General features: G+C 39.8%; 28 protein-coding genes. 3 read left to right on the top strand and 25 right to left on the bottom strand.

The window, feature by feature from the left end; all coding sequences use genetic code 11:
* Nucleotides 1–34: 34 nt before the first annotated feature.
* The 5 genes from EL244_RS07020 to EL244_RS07000 form a co-directional block, all read right to left on the bottom strand.
* Nucleotides 35–1,183 carry a hypothetical protein gene (locus EL244_RS07020; RefSeq protein WP_126459780.1) on the bottom strand — a complete coding sequence of 383 codons (1,149 nt, stop codon included), beginning with the start codon at nucleotides 1,181–1,183 and terminating at the stop codon, nucleotides 35–37.
* A gap of 106 nt (nucleotides 1,184–1,289) precedes the next feature.
* Nucleotides 1,290–1,658: a hypothetical protein gene (locus EL244_RS18000; protein WP_232004568.1), complete on the bottom strand. Its 369-nt coding sequence runs from the start codon at nucleotides 1,656–1,658 to the stop codon at nucleotides 1,290–1,292.
* Between the two features lie 279 nt (nucleotides 1,659–1,937).
* A complete protein-coding gene (locus EL244_RS07010) occupies nucleotides 1,938–2,357 on the bottom strand; it encodes a hypothetical protein (RefSeq protein WP_230084852.1) in 420 nt (139 codons plus the stop codon).
* Nucleotides 2,344–3,189 (bottom strand): ParA family protein, encoded by an 846-nt coding sequence (locus EL244_RS07005; protein ID WP_126459776.1) that lies wholly within the window; start codon nucleotides 3,187–3,189, stop codon nucleotides 2,344–2,346. The genes EL244_RS07010 and EL244_RS07005 overlap by 14 nt, the downstream gene beginning before the upstream one ends.
* Nucleotides 3,190–3,289: 100 nt before the next feature.
* Nucleotides 3,290–3,535, bottom strand: a complete 246-nt coding sequence (locus EL244_RS07000; RefSeq protein WP_126459773.1) for an Arc family DNA-binding protein — start codon at nucleotides 3,533–3,535, stop codon at nucleotides 3,290–3,292.
* A 114-nt stretch (nucleotides 3,536–3,649) separates the two neighbouring features.
* On the opposite strand from EL244_RS07000, the gene EL244_RS18390 reads away from it, so the two are divergent.
* Both EL244_RS18390 and EL244_RS06990 read left to right on the top strand, forming a co-directional pair.
* Nucleotides 3,650–3,808: an Arc family DNA-binding protein gene (locus EL244_RS18390; protein WP_081335999.1), complete on the top strand. Its 159-nt coding sequence runs from the start codon at nucleotides 3,650–3,652 to the stop codon at nucleotides 3,806–3,808.
* 70 nt (nucleotides 3,809–3,878) lie between these two features.
* Nucleotides 3,879–4,727 (top strand): ORF6N domain-containing protein, encoded by an 849-nt coding sequence (locus tag EL244_RS06990; protein WP_126459771.1) that lies wholly within the window; start codon nucleotides 3,879–3,881, stop codon nucleotides 4,725–4,727.
* Nucleotides 4,728–4,794: 67 nt separating this feature from the next.
* Here EL244_RS06990 and EL244_RS06985 read toward each other — a convergent pair whose 3' ends face one another.
* The gene (locus EL244_RS06985; protein WP_230084851.1) at nucleotides 4,795–5,793 is read right to left on the bottom strand and encodes a hypothetical protein; all 999 of its coding nucleotides are present in this window, start codon (nucleotides 5,791–5,793) and stop codon (nucleotides 4,795–4,797) included.
* A gap of 273 nt (nucleotides 5,794–6,066) precedes the next feature.
* Between EL244_RS06985 and EL244_RS06980 the strand changes: the two genes are divergently transcribed.
* Nucleotides 6,067–6,312: an Arc family DNA-binding protein gene (locus EL244_RS06980; protein ID WP_126459766.1), complete on the top strand. Its 246-nt coding sequence runs from the start codon at nucleotides 6,067–6,069 to the stop codon at nucleotides 6,310–6,312.
* Between the two features lie 8 nt (nucleotides 6,313–6,320).
* Here EL244_RS06980 and EL244_RS06975 read toward each other — a convergent pair whose 3' ends face one another.
* The 19 genes from EL244_RS06975 to lysC form a co-directional block, all read right to left on the bottom strand.
* Nucleotides 6,321–6,581 (bottom strand): hypothetical protein, encoded by a 261-nt coding sequence (locus EL244_RS06975; RefSeq protein ID WP_126459763.1) that lies wholly within the window; start codon nucleotides 6,579–6,581, stop codon nucleotides 6,321–6,323.
* A gap of 2 nt (nucleotides 6,582–6,583) precedes the next feature.
* Nucleotides 6,584–7,270 (bottom strand): DUF6246 family protein, encoded by a 687-nt coding sequence (locus EL244_RS06970; RefSeq protein WP_126459761.1) that lies wholly within the window; start codon nucleotides 7,268–7,270, stop codon nucleotides 6,584–6,586.
* Between the two features lie 48 nt (nucleotides 7,271–7,318).
* Entirely contained in the window at nucleotides 7,319–8,059 is a 741-nt protein-coding gene (locus EL244_RS06965; protein ID WP_126459759.1) for an Ig-like domain-containing protein, read from the bottom strand.
* A 61-nt stretch (nucleotides 8,060–8,120) separates the two neighbouring features.
* On the bottom strand, nucleotides 8,121–8,489 hold the full coding sequence (locus EL244_RS06960; protein ID WP_126459756.1) for a phage tail termination protein: 369 nt from the start codon (nucleotides 8,487–8,489) through the stop codon (nucleotides 8,121–8,123).
* Complete coding sequence (locus EL244_RS06955) at nucleotides 8,486–8,842, bottom strand: HK97 gp10 family phage protein (RefSeq protein WP_126459754.1); 357 nt, start codon at nucleotides 8,840–8,842, stop codon at nucleotides 8,486–8,488. The genes EL244_RS06960 and EL244_RS06955 overlap by 4 nt, the downstream gene beginning before the upstream one ends.
* 1 nt (nucleotide 8,843) lies before the next feature.
* On the bottom strand, nucleotides 8,844–9,215 hold the full coding sequence (locus EL244_RS06950; RefSeq protein WP_126459751.1) for a hypothetical protein: 372 nt from the start codon (nucleotides 9,213–9,215) through the stop codon (nucleotides 8,844–8,846).
* 1 nt (nucleotide 9,216) lies between these two features.
* Nucleotides 9,217–9,594 (bottom strand): DUF7370 family protein, encoded by a 378-nt coding sequence (locus EL244_RS06945; protein ID WP_126459749.1) that lies wholly within the window; start codon nucleotides 9,592–9,594, stop codon nucleotides 9,217–9,219.
* Nucleotides 9,595–9,637: 43 nt separating this feature from the next.
* Nucleotides 9,638–10,588 carry a major capsid protein gene (locus EL244_RS06940; RefSeq protein ID WP_126459746.1) on the bottom strand — a complete coding sequence of 317 codons (951 nt, stop codon included), beginning with the start codon at nucleotides 10,586–10,588 and terminating at the stop codon, nucleotides 9,638–9,640.
* 5 nt (nucleotides 10,589–10,593) lie between these two features.
* Nucleotides 10,594–11,280, bottom strand: coding sequence for a hypothetical protein (locus tag EL244_RS06935; protein WP_126462753.1), 687 nt, complete (start codon nucleotides 11,278–11,280; stop codon nucleotides 10,594–10,596).
* Between the two features lie 74 nt (nucleotides 11,281–11,354).
* Nucleotides 11,355–12,419 (bottom strand): minor capsid protein, encoded by a 1,065-nt coding sequence (locus tag EL244_RS06930; RefSeq protein ID WP_126459744.1) that lies wholly within the window; start codon nucleotides 12,417–12,419, stop codon nucleotides 11,355–11,357.
* 8 nt (nucleotides 12,420–12,427) lie between these two features.
* Complete coding sequence (locus EL244_RS06925; RefSeq protein WP_126459741.1) at nucleotides 12,428–13,804, bottom strand: DUF4055 domain-containing protein; 1,377 nt, start codon at nucleotides 13,802–13,804, stop codon at nucleotides 12,428–12,430.
* Nucleotide 13,805: 1 nt separating this feature from the next.
* Nucleotides 13,806–15,290 (bottom strand): terminase large subunit, encoded by a 1,485-nt coding sequence (locus EL244_RS06920; protein WP_126459738.1) that lies wholly within the window; start codon nucleotides 15,288–15,290, stop codon nucleotides 13,806–13,808.
* Between the two features lie 2 nt (nucleotides 15,291–15,292).
* Nucleotides 15,293–15,895 carry a hypothetical protein gene (locus tag EL244_RS06915; protein ID WP_126459733.1) on the bottom strand — a complete coding sequence of 201 codons (603 nt, stop codon included), beginning with the start codon at nucleotides 15,893–15,895 and terminating at the stop codon, nucleotides 15,293–15,295.
* Between the two features lie 53 nt (nucleotides 15,896–15,948).
* Complete coding sequence (locus EL244_RS06910; protein ID WP_126459730.1) at nucleotides 15,949–16,194, bottom strand: DUF2560 family protein; 246 nt, start codon at nucleotides 16,192–16,194, stop codon at nucleotides 15,949–15,951.
* 3 nt (nucleotides 16,195–16,197) lie between these two features.
* Nucleotides 16,198–16,398 (bottom strand): hypothetical protein, encoded by a 201-nt coding sequence (locus tag EL244_RS06905; RefSeq protein WP_126459727.1) that lies wholly within the window; start codon nucleotides 16,396–16,398, stop codon nucleotides 16,198–16,200.
* 53 nt (nucleotides 16,399–16,451) lie between these two features.
* Nucleotides 16,452–16,691 carry a hypothetical protein gene (locus EL244_RS06900; RefSeq protein ID WP_126459724.1) on the bottom strand — a complete coding sequence of 80 codons (240 nt, stop codon included), beginning with the start codon at nucleotides 16,689–16,691 and terminating at the stop codon, nucleotides 16,452–16,454.
* A 170-nt stretch (nucleotides 16,692–16,861) separates the two neighbouring features.
* Entirely contained in the window at nucleotides 16,862–17,533 is a 672-nt protein-coding gene (locus tag EL244_RS06895) for a GIY-YIG nuclease family protein (protein ID WP_126459721.1), read from the bottom strand.
* Between the two features lie 326 nt (nucleotides 17,534–17,859).
* Nucleotides 17,860–18,027: a hypothetical protein gene (locus EL244_RS17905; RefSeq protein ID WP_154600546.1), complete on the bottom strand. Its 168-nt coding sequence runs from the start codon at nucleotides 18,025–18,027 to the stop codon at nucleotides 17,860–17,862.
* Entirely contained in the window at nucleotides 18,024–18,323 is a 300-nt protein-coding gene (gene lysC / locus EL244_RS17995) for an Rz1-like lysis system protein LysC (RefSeq protein ID WP_230084850.1), read from the bottom strand. The genes EL244_RS17905 and lysC overlap by 4 nt, the downstream gene beginning before the upstream one ends.
* Nucleotides 18,324–18,472 lie beyond the last annotated feature (149 nt).

Below are 18,472 nucleotides of genomic sequence, written 5' to 3'. Positions count from 1 at the left end.
TTGACAGGGCCTATGCATAAAAATATAGGTTAATTTATAGTGAGCTTTTTTTGGCTGATTCTATTTCATTTAAACAATCCTTCTCATTGCTAAATGAATATTGAAGAAACAGAAAGCCATTCGAACTACTGTTTGCTCGCGCTTCAACGCCAATATCCACTATATCGCTATCCTTCATAGCTTCATTTTGCTTTTTCCATCTTGCTGACAAGAACCTCTCATCCTTAGATAATGCAGTCATCCAATATTGCGGATCCTGCCAAATAGAGCCAGAAATCAGTGTATCAGTACGCTTTGATGTGCCGTAAATAGACTCTAAAGACTTAACCAAATCCCAAAACTTATCTTGCAACTGTAGCCCATGAGAATTGTTTTTTATATCCTTGCCTATGGCTCTTATTTGGCACAAACCAACTGTTGGCGATATGACCAATCCAAAAGAATCAAAACTTGCGTTGTTTTTTGGCGACTGACTAACTATATATAAATTTTCTTCTTCACGAACAAGCTTTACATCAGCGCCTGTCATGTCTTCAATATTTTTTTTCGTCAGACCCATTTTAAATCCAAATGGGCCATTTTCAGGTGGCAACAATGCAGGTGCGGAGTCAGCACTTTCATTTTTAAGATTAACCTTACCATCTTTCTCAGGCTCTTTACTGACTGTTACCGTCTCAGCGTTATCGTTGATCATTAACCCATACTTAGCTGATAAATACTTTTGCTGTAACATAGCTAAAGTTTGCTCTTGCGTGGCAATTGTGGCTAATTTCATAGATAGAATTAACCCGCCAGAGTATTGTTCAGCGTCTTTTTTTTCAGCTTTAATATCTTCTTCTGCTTTAGCTATTTCCAATTCTAGCTGCTTTGCCAACTCAGGGTTTTGTTGGACGCCTTCGATAACTATATCTATCTTAGCTCCTGACTCTATCGCATTAATACGCTGTTGAAGTAAGGCTTTGTTTGTCTCTAAAACTTCAGCTCGTGTTTGAATTAAGGTCTTAATAAGTCCACCTGCATATTTATCTTGGTCTAACTTTGCATTTGATAAGCTTTTCTCTGTTGCTGCTAATTCAGATTTTAAGTTGCTAACCTGTTCAATTTCTAATGGACTTAATTCTTTTTGCCCGCAACCAACAACAATAAATGCGCCAATGACAACTGCCAGTAAAGTCTTCTTCATCCCATCACCTATTTGTATTATTAATTTAATTTATGATAGCCCGAGGTTGGCGCAAAACAAAGCAAACATTAGGTGTAAAAAAACCTGCCGGAGCAGGTTTAGAGAGTTATGATGAGAATAATTTTTCTAAAAATTTTTTATTTATTAAATATTCTATATTTTCATTTAGATATAAAAATGAATGTTTTATGTCTTCTTTATTATTAATTAGCAAAAAATTATCTAGTGACGATTGCACAGAAACGAGGTCATTACATAGATTTCTGCTTTTTTTCTTTTCAAAAACCTTAGATGAATCAATGTATTTATAGCTTTTTGATACATCAATATCAGCCTTGACATTGTTATGAACGTAATTACATGCATCAGAATACACCCTAGCAAGTGCGCTAACGCCATCTACACCTTTATATCTTTCTTTAAACTCACTGAACATCCTTGTAACACCGATTTCATCATCATTATCTTTGCTCAACAAGAATCTAATTGAATTTTCAATGCATGACCTTATATTAAAATAAAAGTATCTATCTTCATTTTTTTTATTGCTGAAATACAGCCTAAAAAATCATAGATGACGCTTAATAAGTGTCTATTCCCTCTCAAAGATTTTTCGTGGATTACCTTCAAAAAAATAGACTTTTTTACCGCTGATATTAACGAGTCAACAACATATTGGTCAGGAATTACTTTTAGGTCTTCTTTGAACTTAGACACTGTTCCTAACACGTTGTAAGGGTCAATAGTGAGGAAGTTACTCACCCCTAAACCCCTTTATCCACTTTGAAATACTTTCTGTTGTAGTATTCTTACCTTTTCTCTTTTTATTTTCTTTCTTTTTCGCTTCTAAAGCGATGTCGTTCATTGGCTGCTGATCTAGCTTTTCATAAATAATATTGACAACAGTATTTTTAGCCGTGAAATGATTTCCATCGGAATATTTGCTAACTATATCTTTCGCAAGCCTAGAGAACATAAGGGTTCTTGAGGCCACAACGTATCTTTTATATTCAATCTTAAATGCATCTTTAATAAATTCATGCAATTCAAAATTCGACTTAAAAGTTTCTTTGGAAAAAATTACTAAAGATAGGAATCCGATCATAAACTCAAGCGATTCAGAATCTTTTAGTTCCATTAATTTCTTTTTAGTTATTAATTTATTCTGATTCATCATCAACCTCTTTAAGCTTAACTTCGAGTTCCGTACAAATTCTATCAATGATTTCTTTAGACTGAGAATACGCTGACGCAAAATTCAATTGCTGACCAACCTGCAAATCCCTAACCTTTGAAAAATGATTCTTGAAGAAATATAGATCCCTGATGCCTTTTTCGGTTTCTATAGCTGTCTTAATTGTTCTGGTCTTCTTTGTCAATCTTCTTGGTGCGGTATCAGTATAAATAACACCCAATGGCTTTATTGTAATTCTTTGATCTCTAGCTAACTTAGAAACAATTGATAGCAAATTATTACTTCCCAATACTGAATACTGGTCTATCCTCATTGGCATTATATAATGTGTAGATGCCATTATGGACGCTTCGGTATACATTGAAATAGTCGGCGGACAATCAATGAAAATGTAGTCGTAGATATCTCTTAACTTATTGTCTTCAATGAAGTTTCTTATCCGAATCAATCTCATTGTATCTACCGTGTTGTGCTCAAACATTATATTTATATCACCAGGGATTATATCTAGATTTGGATATACACTGTAAATAACATCTTCTTTTTTTAATACTGCATCTTCATCATATATAGAAGCATTTACTTCAAATATTCTCTTGATTGTCTTTCTTTGTTTTACTAAAGATAAGTACTCACTTATTTTATCATGCTTACCCATAAAAGATTGTGTTGCATTAAACTGAGGGTCAATATCTATTATTAATACTTTTTTATCCTTATAGTTTGCTAAATACTCACCAATACTAATACATAGAGTGGTCTTTCCCACCCCACCCTTCATATTAATAAAACTAATTACAGGCGCATTCATGTGCAAGCTCCAAAGAAAATGTCAGAATATATTACAGGCACTAAAAAATTTTACATTCCTGTTTTTTATACAGTAATAACGAAATAAAATGTGATATTAGTCACTTTTTACCCTCATACATCTTCTTGACGGTTTCCATGAATAGCTCTTTGAACTTATCTGATTCTAAGTTGGCTAATTCGTCTATGTTCTTCGGTTTTCTTTCTTCGTCTACAGCTTCCTGTAGGATCATTATTATTTCCGAGTTCATAGAGCGCCCATTTTTAAGCGCCCTCTTTTGGATTTTTTCTTTTAAATCATCGGGTATTCTAACGCCCATTGGCGTTAAGCCTCTCATGCCTTTCATTTATAGCTACCATTAGTGACATTTAGCTTCACAGTGTAGCCAAAATACTATTGACTAAATACTTTTAAATTGATAGCTTTATAGCTACACTTTAGCTACACAAAAGGCAAAAAAATGAGGATGAGAGAAGTTTCCCCATTGGGGTTAAGAATTGACCCCGAAATCAAAGAAATTTTAAAGCTTATTGCAAAAAAAGAAGGAAGGTCACTGAATTCAGAGATGGTTCAGAGATTAAAGAGAACGCTCATACAAGATGGCTTATTGAGCGCTTAAAATAGCGAAGCCCCAACTACTTGCGATAGTCAGGGCTTCTAATTTAGCTCGAGTCTAGAGGAAACGAACTATGACTAATGTATCAAATGTCAGCAGCATCAGCAATTCCATAAAAACAATGCCAGTTATTACCCATAATGGCGTACCTGTAGTAACCACAGAAACTATTGCTTCTTTGTACGATACCGTTGTTGGTAATATTAAAACTAACTTCTCAAGGAATGCCAAAAGGTTTATCGAAGGTAAACATTACTTTAAGTTAACTGGTTCAATATTAAAAGATTTTAAGAACAAGGTTACTAAAAGTAACTTAGTTGCTTGCGCTAAAAATGCCAAACATTTAACCCTCTGGACAGAACGTGGGGCAGCGCGTCATGCCAAAATGCTAGACACCGATAACGCATGGAATGTTTTTGAGGCACTGGAGGATTTCTATTTTGCCAAGAAAGAAGAAGCTCAACAAAAAATCAGCCTCCGCCAATCAACAGCAAAAGAACTGACTCCGCTACGTCAGACAGCCGAGCGTTTAATTGCTACTGGCGTCGCTAATATCTACCCTGATATTTGGAAGTATGTTCACAAGGAGTTCGGCGTTGAGCATATCAACGAGCTTTTGCCTGAGCAGATACCGCAAGCCATCTCTTATCTTGATGCGCTTGAAGGTGAATACATTCCTAGGCAGGAACCATTACCTTTAAACCCAATCAATACTCATATATTGATGACCAACATTAATGGCGCGATGACCCATATTCGAGCCATTAAAGATTACTGGAACGATGGCTTGAAAGAATCATTAAAAAAGCTTGGCTATGATAAGACAGGGTCAATTACTGAACACATGATTGATTCGTTATTTAACCTAACATCTGCATCTTTTGAATTAACAAACACGGATAAGGCTAAGCGTATTAAATAACCACCCAGCCCAAGGACGGGCAATAAAAAACCCACCGGAGTGGGTTAGTTAGATTATTTTTGTATTTCTAATCTTCTATATAGTTAACATATACGATAGTTGCAGAGCGAATTTCTCCGTCCCTCACTCTAGCATTAATGCTAAGTTTCAATGGTTTTCTATTCCACTCGGCTTGTTGTAGGATTGTTTTATTTTCTTTCTCATCCAAAAATACATCCTGAACAATACATGTTACTAATTTATCCGAGGTAGTATCCCTTACTGTTACTTTGAATACATTTGGGTCTGAAGAATCAACTTTTTCAACTTTATAGGTTCCGTCAATTCTTGTTTCAATTGTTTTTTTTCTAGTAGAGGCAGAAAGTTGCTTTGTTAACTCTTGATCCAGTACGAGATCATCAATTTCTACTGTCTTTGCGTTAGTTAAAGACTTTAATACATCAGTTCTAGCATCCTCGGCTATATCTTGTTGCTTCTGAAGCCTTGGGTTGCTAATCATTACTTTTTCAAGTATTTCTAATCGCTTAGTTTCTTCCTCGGTCATTATTTTCATTGTGTCAAGGAATTGCTTTTCGCTTTCCTTCTTCACTTCTTGAGCTCTTATTTCTCGCCGATTATCTAGGTGTTTTTTAAACACGGTCACGCCACCCCAAATTACAGCGGTTCCTAGAATTGTAATGATGATATCTTGAGGTGTCATTTTATCTATAAGCTCTTTGCCTATGAATTCGAGAAGCCCATTAAAATCAACATTAATGATTGACGAGCCAGCGGCAACTATAATAACTATCTCAATAGACTCACGCTCTTCTTTAGATAAACGTTTATTCGGGTCGTTATATCTTAAAGATGCGTATGCCCTGTTGACTTGCTGTTGCATTTCAACGAATCCCTTCATTACTGAAGGAGTTATACTTCCTTGAAACTTATCTCCTGTTAATCTGAAAGTTAAATTTGGCCAACCATCTAATTTTATATTGCCTGGAGTGGCCTTGCCTTCTGAGTATCTCTCTAGATACTTAAAGACCTCAACTTCAGATTTAATTGATATAATATCGTTTTCCAAACCCATCCCCTAAGCATTTTGTGTTGTTTTTTGTTTTTAGCCTTGGCAGGAGTGGTTGTTTATATCATGCCAAGCTGATGCATGTTGCTTCTATATTGATACTACTCATTAATTTTATGAATATAATATCAATATTACTTAAGGATGGTTATCTGGAGATTTGATCAGTGATATATATCATAGTACTGTATAAATATGCAATGATACCTACTTGGTACGCATTGATACCTAAAAAACACCTATCTAGAATGAGAGTTTTTGAGGATAGGTGGCATGGAAAGAAAATATAAGCATCCGCAGGTTAACCTCAGATTACCGACTGATTTAAAAGATAGAATTCAAGAATTAGCTGAATTTAATAATCGGTCAGCCAATCAGGAAATGGTCGCAGCTATCGAATACTGGATAATGCGTAATTCTCATGTTGAAGTATTAACAATATCTGATGCGGCTGAGCGCATATTTCAGCTTGAACGAGAGATGGATGTCGTTAAGGAAAAATTAGGGATCAAGAAGTAGCCACAAAGCTACTTTTTATATTCTTTAAGTAGGACGCCACTGTCACTATAGACTCTGAATGTGTCGCCTTCCTGCATTTCGATAAAGTCACCAACATATCGATCATCTCTATCGATAGGATGAATGAAAATTACATCTCTAAATGGTGGCTTATCGGGCACATGGCTTTTCATTTCCTCAACATAAGCAACGCTTTTAACGTGAATTATTTCATCTTTAAACTTGTACTTATGCCTAGATGGGTTAGCCAAAATAATATTTAAATACATAATTACCCCTTATTCGCTTTAGCTTGTGCAATTCGACGCTTTTTAAGTTCAAAATAGTCATCAACTGCGCCGTCATATTCTTCTTTTGTGAAGCCTTTTTCCTCTGGATACTTGGCTTTTAACATCATCAGAAATTCTGACATTGTTAATTTTTCTGCATCATCGCGAGTCATTTCAAAGTGGACGCGCGAAGCATTGATATATTCAACGGCGCTAAAGGTATCAGTGAACTCCTTTCCGCTTTCATTGCGTTGTAGCTTTCTGATTTTAACTTTACCAATTACGCCATGTATCATCAGTTCTCTAGCTAACACGATAATGTCAGACATTGGCATTTTACCCATGCGGTATGTTGTGCCGTTTTTACCCGCTCGCCACTGGCCTATTAACTCATCACAGTCCTTATTACAACAGGCTTGCATGACAATCATTGCTGATGATAGCAATTTACGAGATGTGCTTTTCTTCAAGTATTTCAACAGCCAATTACTATTTGAACCGCCGTTAAGCGAATATGCCGCTAATAATGAAATGGCATCACTAACTACGGAACCAGATAAGGCGGTGAAAATATCAACTATTTCTGATGGGCTACCGATGTTCGTCATTGCATTAAATGACGGGCTAAAAATGTACTCGTTATTAGGTGTTTGAACAGCGAACTCGCCATACTCTATTTTCGGTGTCATAAGGTGCTCCTAGTATTATCAAGGGCACTATCAGTACCCTTTGTAATATTACGGGGCAGTTACGGTCACTTCTGACGTATCGGTCAGGCCACCATCAGCGGTAGTCGCTGTGATAGTCACTTTGCCAGCAGCAATGCCAGTAACTAGGCCGTTTGGTGTAACAGTTGCCTTACCTGCATCAGAGCTTTTCCACACAATCGCTTTATTAGTTGCGTTGCTAGGTGTCACCGTTGCCGATAATTGCGTTGTCTTTCCTACTTCAACGGATGCAGTTTTAGGAGCCACGACAACATTTGTCACAGGGATAGCGTTATCATCTTCGATAACTTGGAAAGTAGCGCCATCAGCCAGTTTTAACTCTAAACTGTAGGTTACAATTTCCTTAACACCACCGCCGTCACTAATGCCAGTAACGTTCATGTAGCCAATGTGATAGTAGTCCCCCCAGTGCAAACGCATCCATACAGTAGGCTGACGACGAGCCTTAATTTCATCAACAACGTATTTAATAAATTGCTGAATACCAAACTCATCCGATCGGTCATGAACTCGAACCTCACCCTCAATTGAATAAGTCGGATCAAGGTTTGAAATCATTGTGGAAGAAATACCGCCATTATCTGCATCAGAAACCAGCGTTTCAGGCGCTAAATCCCACGTTACCGATGTTGGTAGTCCATTTAGTTTTAACTCTTCGTCAGTCGGGAATTGGTCAGAACAACCATAGGCCAACTCGACAGTTTTCACTCGCCCGACCATAATGTCTGAGCTATTAGTGCAACCTTGCATATTGCCTCTCTTATAAATAAAAAAGGCCGCACATTGGCGACCTAGTTTGATATTTGTTTGTTTATGATAAGCAGCGGAATGAGAGCCTGAATATCGTTCTGTTTTCTGTTGTCGTAATACCTGATGGCAAGCCGCCCATATTGAATACTGAGTTTAAATTACAGTCGTCAGGGTTAGCAGCTACGTATTTGAGTATTTCATCAGCGCGAGTTAAGGCGGGAATTGGGTTGCTTTGCTCTGATACTAGAATTACATCTACATAATCATCGGCACTTAGCTCACCAAATCGCCCCGAACCATCATTAGGCTGAATAACTAAATACTGTTGAGTTTTGGTATTAGCTTTCTCTTCCCACTGCAACCGCTGCACAGTAAAGTCACTTGCTAAGCCACCTCGCTCTAAATAGTCAAGGAAATCATCGATAATCATGGTTTCATTTCCTCAGCGATAACCTCTCTAAATATAGGTTTCATCACTTCAAAACCTTGAGTTAAAAATTCCTTTCTCGCCTCTGGCCTTGTAAATTCTTGCTTTATATTCGGATCGTGAACATAAATTGCATAACTGGCACTATAACCAACGCGACCAGTATATAAAGTCCCATCAACCATAAGAGTTCTGAAGCTGGAATTAATAAGAATCTTTGTTGCAATTGGCGTAAATACTGCTGCCTGCCTTCGCCCAAGGTCAGCCATGCGCATTAGCGTTCTAGGGATTTTTTTTGAGGTAACGTCGTTAACAAATGCACGGATGTTATTCGTTACCCGAGCACGTTTAGCCATATCAAGTCCTTATTTTGTAATCAGGGTCTTGCCTAAACATTCGAGTATCAAAGCCATCAACGGCTTTAATTTTTGAACTATTACCTTCAATTTTCCTCGGATCCAGAATTGTTCGAGTATCATTCTGAGCGATATAATCACCAGCCTCTGGCAACCTCACAGGCTTACCTTTGTGGAATGATTCGGTGTTGAATACTAAGCGAGAAATAAACTCACCACCGTTTGCGTCCATCGCCTTTTCGTTCGTTGCCACCCAATTGCAATCAATGAGGTATGGAACTTCGAAGATTATTTCATCGCCCCATTTACCCCCCATGCTTACAGGATAAACAGTCGCAACGCTCTTGTATGACCAGCGTGACATTTTAGCCATATCAATTCCTAAAGACGTCAAACTGAACTAGATTTAGCGGCCTATTAATGGGCAATGAATTGGTGCAGCCAGCTGCATCTAATCCTGATAACAGATTGGCAAGTTGCTTTCTTCCATCATCAAAGTACTGATAAGAGCGAGAAGCGCCCGATGGTGCGTGTTCGGATGTTGTTTTTCTCACATCAGCGGATGACAGCATCAAAACAACAGCATAAAGCTTAATGAGCCTTGCTGTGCTTTCTGTATAATTTGAAGCATCCAGACAATCATCTATCCTATTTGCAATAGCAATAAATGATTCAATAATAAAATCAGGAGCCTCAAAGCCCATTGAATCAAGCAACTCCTGAACCTGTTCGAGTGTAATTTCTACAGCCATGAGACCGCCTGAATGATAAAGGGGCTTTCACCCCTATTGTGAATTAACCGCCTACCTCTGCATCTTTGCCGAAAGTAACCAGTACGCCCGCAGTATCTTTGATATCAGTCGCAATCTGTTTCCAGTTAGCAACCGTTTCAATCTGCGTGTTAGTTGGTGACTTAACGCTATCTTTACTCCACTGATAGCCACGCAGACCAACAGTAAAGTCATACTCTCCTTGCATTAAAGCCTTGATATTCTCTTGGCCTAATACGTCTTGAGCTTTCATGATCAACGGTGACGTTTGCACTGCTGCCGCACCAGTAACCAAACCCAATGAGTGTTGTTTATCAGCATCTGCAAGCGCAGGAATATCAGAAATAACAAATCGACGACCTAAGTTATCCTGTTTAATAGCAACGTTACCAATTTGGAATAGGTTGCTTGCATTGGTTAACGATTCATCCATGAAATCATTGAACGTCGCACCATCCATTAACCAAGCGACAATACGCGAGTATGCATCACCGAATGGACGTGTAGCCTTGTTTAGCCCTCTCAATGATGGCGCGTTAGTATCAACTGTAACCACCGCAGCATTACCAGAGAATGCCGTCTTAAGAGCTGAACCAGCAGTGTTTAAATAATCTTGGATCATCGCAACTGCTGATTGAGCAGCCACTACTGCTGCGCCCTCTGATACATCTTTCCCAAGGCGTTTCATCATTGTTGGCGTAATTGACACTGGACCGATACGACCATCAACTTTAATCATGCGATCTAGAATTTGGCCTAATTCCTGCGGCGTTAAGTTGCCGGAGCCATAAGCATTACGACGTTGAGCTAAGCCACCCATTAATTGCCAAGACGTTTGCTCGATATAGTCACCAATATGGTCACCATCTCCGAGAACTAAAGCACCACCGGATGCTTCATTGAACTGCTGTACAGCTTGAGCAATAAGCTCTGTTGCTGCGAGTGATACTTGATGTTGAAAAACGATTAAAGACATAAATATTATTCCTCTGAACTGTTAGCAATGATTTCACGAGCGCGATCTAGTAATGGATTCGCACTTTTGGGCTTATCACTGCCTCCGGCTTGTGACTTCCCTTTACCGCCTTCCCCTCCGGTTCCGGTGGCTTTGCTTCCGATAATTACCGGAGCAAATAACTGGTTACTACGAAACTCTTTTTCTAAGTCATCAATAGTGGATGCTGACGGATGCCCTGATGCGTCCACTACTCTGGTCTTTCCTTCCTCGACTGATAGCCGTGATTTTATGTGTGGCATGATTAACGGAGCACCATCACCTGCCAACTTTGTGGCCAGCGTTTGTGCAACGTTATCAACCAATAATGTATGTAGGCTTGTGTCTTTTTCCTGCAATTGAGTTAATAGCTCGCTTTCACGTACTTTTAGCTTTTCAGCCCAACTTTTCTCCAGTGATTCAATATCACCACTTTTTCTCGCCTGATCTTCAGCCGCCTTCTTTGCTTCAGACTCAGCCTTTTCTCGCTTTTCTTGCTCTGATTTTTTTTCAGCAAGTAGCTCATCCATTTTCTTTTTCATCCCTGATACATCAGGAATATCAGGCATTCCTTCGATTTGAAGCTGGTAATTACCGCCAGACTCTTTGTATAAAGCCTTCTGGTCATCAGTTAATGCGTCGAATTCTTCTTTCGTTAATAAATATTTAAACATCGTCAAACCTCTGGTTTTGATGGCGCAGTCTCTGACCGCAGGTAATAAAAAACCCACTCAATGGTGGGCTTGTGTTATTTCGATTCAATTCCGGCTCGTTCAAATGCATCAGGCGCAAGCCTTCGCATATCTTTGAGTGTCATCGGTTTAAAATTCTTATGTAATTGCAGCTGTGCGAATCGTTCTGGTGTTAATCCACCATCCCTAAATAGCTTTCCACGAGTAGGCCCTAGTATTAGATCTTGTCGCTTCGCAGGTTGGCGAGTTAACCATTCATAATAGTTTTCCTCTCCCCATTCAGACCTGCCAACTGGTCTAATGACTATCAAGTCAGCAAATTTATCATTAAGTATTGGCAATCTCTGACTTCGGCAATTGGGGTGCAATGGCGGCATTGGACCAACACCGACAGGATATCGATTTCCAGATAAAGCTCTGCATGTAGAGGATGTTTTATTATCCAGTATCGCGCTGAACTCTTCCTCTTTGATTAAGTCGTCATTCTCTTTATAAAACTCCTGAGCCGCGCAAGTGTGAGCATGCTGAATAGCCGTACTTGCAATCGTCCGGTAGTTGTAAGTGATACGCGATATTGTTGATGTTGTAACCTGCGCTCGGTCAATTGCAGCGCCGTTAATAGTAGCCTGTAGAGCTTGAATGTTACTTTGTGCAGCCATAGCCAAAACAGCCTGATTCTCTACTTGCTGAACAGAACTATTTACCCAAGACGATATGAATTTCTTGATGAATAGAGAACCGCCCCATGCCGTTAAAATCAGTGGTACATTTAAGATAGATTTTTCAACCTTGTCAGCACTAGGGCTGTTAATTTCATTTGTCACTATCTGCGACATGCTATCCGCTTCAAGCTGGATTGACTCAACACCAATATCGATAATCGATTGCAATAAATACTCAGAATAACTGGTCAGAACTGGCGATAACTCTCGCTTTAATTCAGCAATAACGGCATTTAGCTTTGTCCTCGATGTTATCTGGCCTGAGAAATTAGCTAATGCCTTTGCCACTGCAACTCTGAGCTCTCTTTGCATTTCCTCACTATCAACAATACCAACCTTGAGGCGCTCTAGGAGAATTTGGATCATCATTGAGTTATCTAGCATCAATTGTGATTGCATATTCACCTCTATATCATTGAATTAGCGCGTGTTAGTTCTATTTCTTCAATAATATCCTCGGCTTTTTCATCTTGTGGGATGATATTGATACTTTGCAGATACTTAACGAAGTCAATCAATCGCATAGCGCCAGATTGTAAAACAGCAAGTAATACTGTAATTGCTTGTGAATCTAATTGAGCAATATCGTAGACTTTATTTAGTTCGATGGTCGCCTCACCACTTCCCGCAAACTGAATGCAAAAATCAAGCGCTCGGTTAAATGCCTGCTCTACATTGCCAGCACACAATGAAAGCACAGAGTTATCTGTTTGTGCCTCATCCTGCGCTTGTGTGGCAGTTCTGGCAGACGTTCCTCGCTCAACTAACTTAGCACCTAGCATTGCCATCTGTCTCTCTCTGCGCTCTGCTAGCGTGATTTGGATATTCCTATCTTCTGGCTGCGCAAATTTCATGTCGCCACCAACAGGAAGCAACACTCCTTTACGTGAACCAACATTAAATCCATCTTTGAGGTGATCTTTTACCCAGCTATCATTAAGCCCAGTTAAAGCAATCATTGGCTGACCAACCGTGTGAGCTGACTCTGCAATATCTGCTTCGGCTTGGTAATGCTTGATATTTAAGTAAGCTATATCAGCAAGCGGTGGGGCGTCAGGGGTATGGTCATTGTTCATAGAACCAATCCATGACCACGGTAATTCACTCAAGGGCTTCCCAGTAGCATCACTCAATACAATCCAGTCTGTTACTTTTATATCGCCATCTTCATACCAACGGCGAGAATGGGCCACATCATCAATAAGCCGTAACTCAATCCAATTCTTCTGCATTTTTAGCTCAAAATCTTCGGTATCAACGGGCTCTTGATATTGAAGAACAACGAGTGATGTTTTCCCGTTAGTCACTCGCCAGTTAATGATTTCTTTTGCTGTAAACAATCGAATATATGGGCGGCCTTTATTTGCTTCAAACTGAACACCTGACCCGCTAAAATCGCTTAATAGGCCCGCACGTCCACGCTGTAAGTTTTGCGATAAAGCATCTCTTATCATTTGCGTTAATGGCTGGCCTTGACCATCGATGTCAGTTTCTAAATATTCAACGCCTCCGCTTACGCTAATCTTTACTGGCTTGCCAAATGCTATACCGAGTAGGCCACTTAACGTTCTACCCGTAGCATTAAGGAATGAAGCTCTCGCCAGATAACTCTTGTAACGTGAGTTATCTTTGTCATCGGCTTCTTTTTTATCCGCTGGGTGTGGTAAGTATTTTTCTTTTTTACTTTTTACAACTCGTTCGCCATCAACACAATCGCCGATCATGTCCCACTCAGGCAAAAACTCGCTGTACGCTGGATGTTTATAATCAACGTTTGTATTCATATTAGTTCCAGTTGAATTCTAGTTTCTCGGTTAGTCGTTTAACGTTCCGTCTACTTACAGCAAAGTAACGGAATCCATCAGCATCATGTGATGTATAGTCATGAAGCGGCTTATCTTTCCAGCATCCCTTTTTGTCATCCCACTCTTTACGATAGGCTTCAAGGTGTGCGATTCCCTCGCTGCATTTATGCTCATCAAAAGCACAGTAAGGGAGAATTTCACGTACAGCCTCAATACCCTCATCAATAGACACTCTCGGCACGACATTAAATCGAATTGAGTAAACCTGCCCGTCAATTTCATACCCTTCACGGGCTAATTCTTTCCGTGATTTAGCATCAGAGCCAAATTCCCTATTCTCAATATCGTGGGGTCCATTGTGACTCTCGTATGTGTAGCCTTTATCTTTCAGCACTTTCATATAGTGCCGCAGACCTTCACCACTGTTTGAGTAATGGTCGATAACGTGAAATTCCTCACCAACCTCACGAATAAACCAGATTGATGTTGAATCACCCACACCAATATCCCAGTAGGTATGCACAGGTAAGTGTGAGTTATCAGGGAGTGCGCCAATACGTTTGTTTTCGTACAGAAAGCGGAATTGTTTGGCGTAATAAGCACCTTCCACTGATTGCTGAAATGCTTCAGACGGTATTGACGGGTATTCCCGCTTCATGTCGTCGCCAAGTGTTTTCTCTTTGGCGTAGTACCATGCTTTCTGGCGCTCGTTGAGATGAACGCCGTGTTTGCTAGCTATCTCATCGAAGTAATCAACTAAACGCTTAGGTAATTGCTCTACAGGGTCAATGGCATATTCAGGATTCTTCCACCACGAGAAGAAAAAGAATTTCCAATCTAGGTTAGAGAGAGTCTTACTCTGAATTTGCGCTTTCTCAGCAGACTGGCAGTAATCATAGAAATAACCCGCTCGACCTTCCGCTGTACTTTCAATCGTCGTGAAACAATCGCTTGATACTGCTTCAAACGCACCAGTAACAATCTCACGAGCCTTTTCTGGGTATTTGGCACATATCTTACCAAACTCAGAAACGTGCAAATAACGGAGGGTACCACCGCGAAATGACGTGCTGATATAAAGTGAGCCGCCTTTACTAAAAACCAATTCACCAGCCGCGTCATTGCTTGCTGGATTTGCTGCTTTAATTTCATCGGGTAGCTTATCGTAGGCATACTTTATCTTTTCCCTGAATAGCCGCTTAGCATCATTTAGCGTATGAGCTATCAATGCACATTTAGCCGCCTCAAATAACGCCGCGTCTAATTGGATGATGCAGACCTCAGTCGTAAAACCTAATTGCCTAGCCTTTAAGATAATGTTTCGCGTGTGCATCCCTTCAAAGTATTCAAGCTGCTCAGGCGTCATTTTAAATCGAACTGGCTTACCTTCTTTGTTGGTGATCCAGTAGAGGTGATTCAATCGCCAGAGCTTATCTCTCAATAATGCAAGATGTTCTGGCTTCATGATTATTCCTTAGATAAGTCGTCCATTAGTTCTGATAGCTGACTAGCTGCCTTATTCGGCTGTGCTTCATCTAGCCCGTAAGCTTGTCGCTCAAGGCCAACTAGATTTTTAAGTGTTTCGCTTAATGCTTTGACTGACTTAACGCGCTCAGGGAGAGAAATGATTGAATGATAAATTTCACTTAGCTTGTCACGTCCGTTATCATCAGGACTAAACATTAGCTCGCCCAATTTACTTAAAGCTGGTACATCGGCACATTCAGCCGATAGCTCATCAAATAAGTTATTGGTTAACTCTCTAGCCCTGCGAATATCGCCTCTATGCTCCATACGAACAGTGGCAATAACCTCGGCGGTTGCTTCAATAAGTACGCGCTCTGAAAGTACTGTTTCGCTGCGTACCTGCTTGCGTACTTCCTCTTTGCGTACCAAATCATCTGCACGGGATTTTATCTTTGCGTTAAGGTCTCGCGACCAATCATCCTTCTTTGCTCTTTTGCGTATAGCTCCTTCAGATATGCCATGCTGTGAAGCTATTTCTCGAAGTGACATCACGCCAGCTCGGTAAGCCGACTCGATGGCCTCCCAATCTGGTCTTTTAGCCATATTTATTCCTCATAACAAATTAGAAAGCCCACCATGATGAGCTTTGTGATTGGTTATTCTGCTACTTCATCGTTGAATAACGTTTTCTTTGTTTCCTGCACTCGTTGATAGACAGAGTCAACTTTAGTTACCGTATCCCCATTGTCCATTTGAGTTGACCAAAGTTGGCAGAATAATTCATATTCCAATTGGTCGTCTTTAATTAGCTTAATGGCTCGTGCTGTTGCTGTAGTATTGTTACTGGTTAGCTTAAGTAAACCTAAGCGGATTTTCTCTTTTGCTGTTAGTTCAGTAGTCATGATTTACCTTGTTGTTGTGTGTAATGCTCTATAAAACGTTTTGGCGATGGATTTAATCTGCCGTACATTGCCGCGACCAGTAACAGTGATTCTCGTTGCCGCTCCAGCCTTTGTTAGTAATGCGGTAAGGTTGCCATCTGCTATCTCGACCCTTGCTACTGCGCCATAAGCTGTTGTCTTGACGTCTATGTCATAATTCTTCATATTCCACCCAATAAAAAACCCGCTCTAGGCGGGTCATTGTGAATTCTTGTTGTTTATTTAATATCCAATGGCATATCGCCGCATGATTTAGGAATTTCCCTTTCACCATACTCTTCGGCTATTGCCATTATTTCTCTGTATGGTCTAGCGAATGGGCCAACTACTACAGTAATGTTCTGCCTCTCCGCTTCCTCTGGTGTTAGCTTCATTGTTTCTACTGTCATTACCAGTGCGACTTTCAATGCAGCACCAGTCCATGGTAAGCGCTTAATTGAATCGTCTTGCTCACTCATTACTTGCACCTCATTGGTTAAATTAATTTGCGCTATTTCATCATAAAAAAGGCCGCTGAGCGATCTATTCAAGCGATGCAACTTTTAGTGCATCGGTAATTTATTGATTTACAAGCAAAGCGCATTTTTACGCCGCTAATCTGTGCAATTCTTCTAATAATGGCTGCTTATTAGTCAACCCCTGTAATGTCAGCGGAATACTCATCCCAGTCGGGAACGTCTTCCACTTCACATCCGCAGTCTTGTGCTATTTCTAGCTTGTCATGAGTGCGTTTTATTTCATCCACGGTGGTGATTTGAAAACCATAAGGGAATGCGATGTATGCATCATCACCATCAATAATGGTTACTGTTGGACACATGAACAATACACCAAGGATTATATCAATAGCTCCTTGTGGCTTACTCAAAACAAAGTCCATAGCCTCGCTAGTCCAAGATGCTTGACTCATTTGGACTATAGCCGCGTTTCTACTGTTTCCTTCAGCTATTAACTTTTCTGCAATCATCGCTATTGCACTACCTGCACTAAGAGCAATTTCTTTCTTTTTGGCTTCTTGATCTGAAGACTTCAATTGCTTATATCCATCCTCTATTTCCTTGCAGGCCGAATCAAAATCCACATTAAACCACTCGCCTATATCTCTAAAATCACCTAGATTCTTGTGAATTAATATCTCCAAATCCTGATATGCATATAACTGGTTAGACAGGTAAATATTCGCACTTATGAACCCTCCCTGTGTTTGTATATTTCTCAATCTACTCTTGGGGTTTATAGTGCTCCCTATTTTGACCTTGCCATTGTTTTCAATGGCGTATACGTATCCTTTGCCATTCATAGTGCTTACCTTACTTAGTAATGAGCCTTTGCCACATAGGAAAATCAGCCCATCGAAGCGCACCAGCTATAACTGATTACCTCAAAGACTCATTACCTAAATATTGGCTCGATGTTTTTTAGATGTGTGTGCATGTGGTGCACAGGATGAAATGCGTACTACTGATTACAAAACTTGAATAAATGTAACTTTCTTTTAACTTTACTTTCGTAACATCACGTTGATAGGGGTATGGTTATTACATCGCTAAGTTATTAGTTTCATATATATTCCTACACTTTTAAGCCTCAACACCAGGGGCTATTTTTTTGCCATTAAAAAGCCCCCTAATTGGAGGCTCGTTGTTCTAGTTCATTTATCTTCCTATCCAATTTAGCTAACTGAGCTTTCCAGCTCGCTAAAGAGATAGCATTTTCAGCAGGAGTCTCATCAATGAATTCAAGAACCTTATTTTTCGCTGCTTTCAAGTAAGCTAATTCAGATTCGATGCTCATTCAATCACCTGTCGTTGTTGTTCAATTTCCCGTATTGCTTTCTTGTCCAAGTTACACTTTGCTATTGAGTTCATAGCATCAGCCAGTAGTTGAGGGAAATCACCCCAATCTACTTTTTCAGGAATATCAGGTTGAGGGCAATCAGCGGTTAGTTGTGCTGGTATCGGCACTGGCTGAACGGGAATCAATACCTCTTTTGTATTCCCGCAGCTCACTAACAACATCATCGGGCACAGCAGTATTAGCGCACTCATTGTCTTTGAGCACTGTTTTGATAACAGTCTTAACTTTGACATGTTCTGTGTCCTCTAATTGCTTTGCTTTGATGTTATTGAGTGAAACTTGATAGTGAAGAGTGATAGCTGATTGGGTTACTTTGTTTAGTAGCTGGCTTGCTGATAACTGACTAGTGAGTGATTCATTTTCAGTCTCTAGGTTATTTATT

The organism is Providencia rustigianii, from assembly GCF_900637755.1.
Lineage (GTDB): Bacteria > Pseudomonadota > Gammaproteobacteria > Enterobacterales > Enterobacteriaceae > Providencia > Providencia rustigianii.
This window is presented reverse-complemented; position numbering and strand designations above follow the sequence as displayed.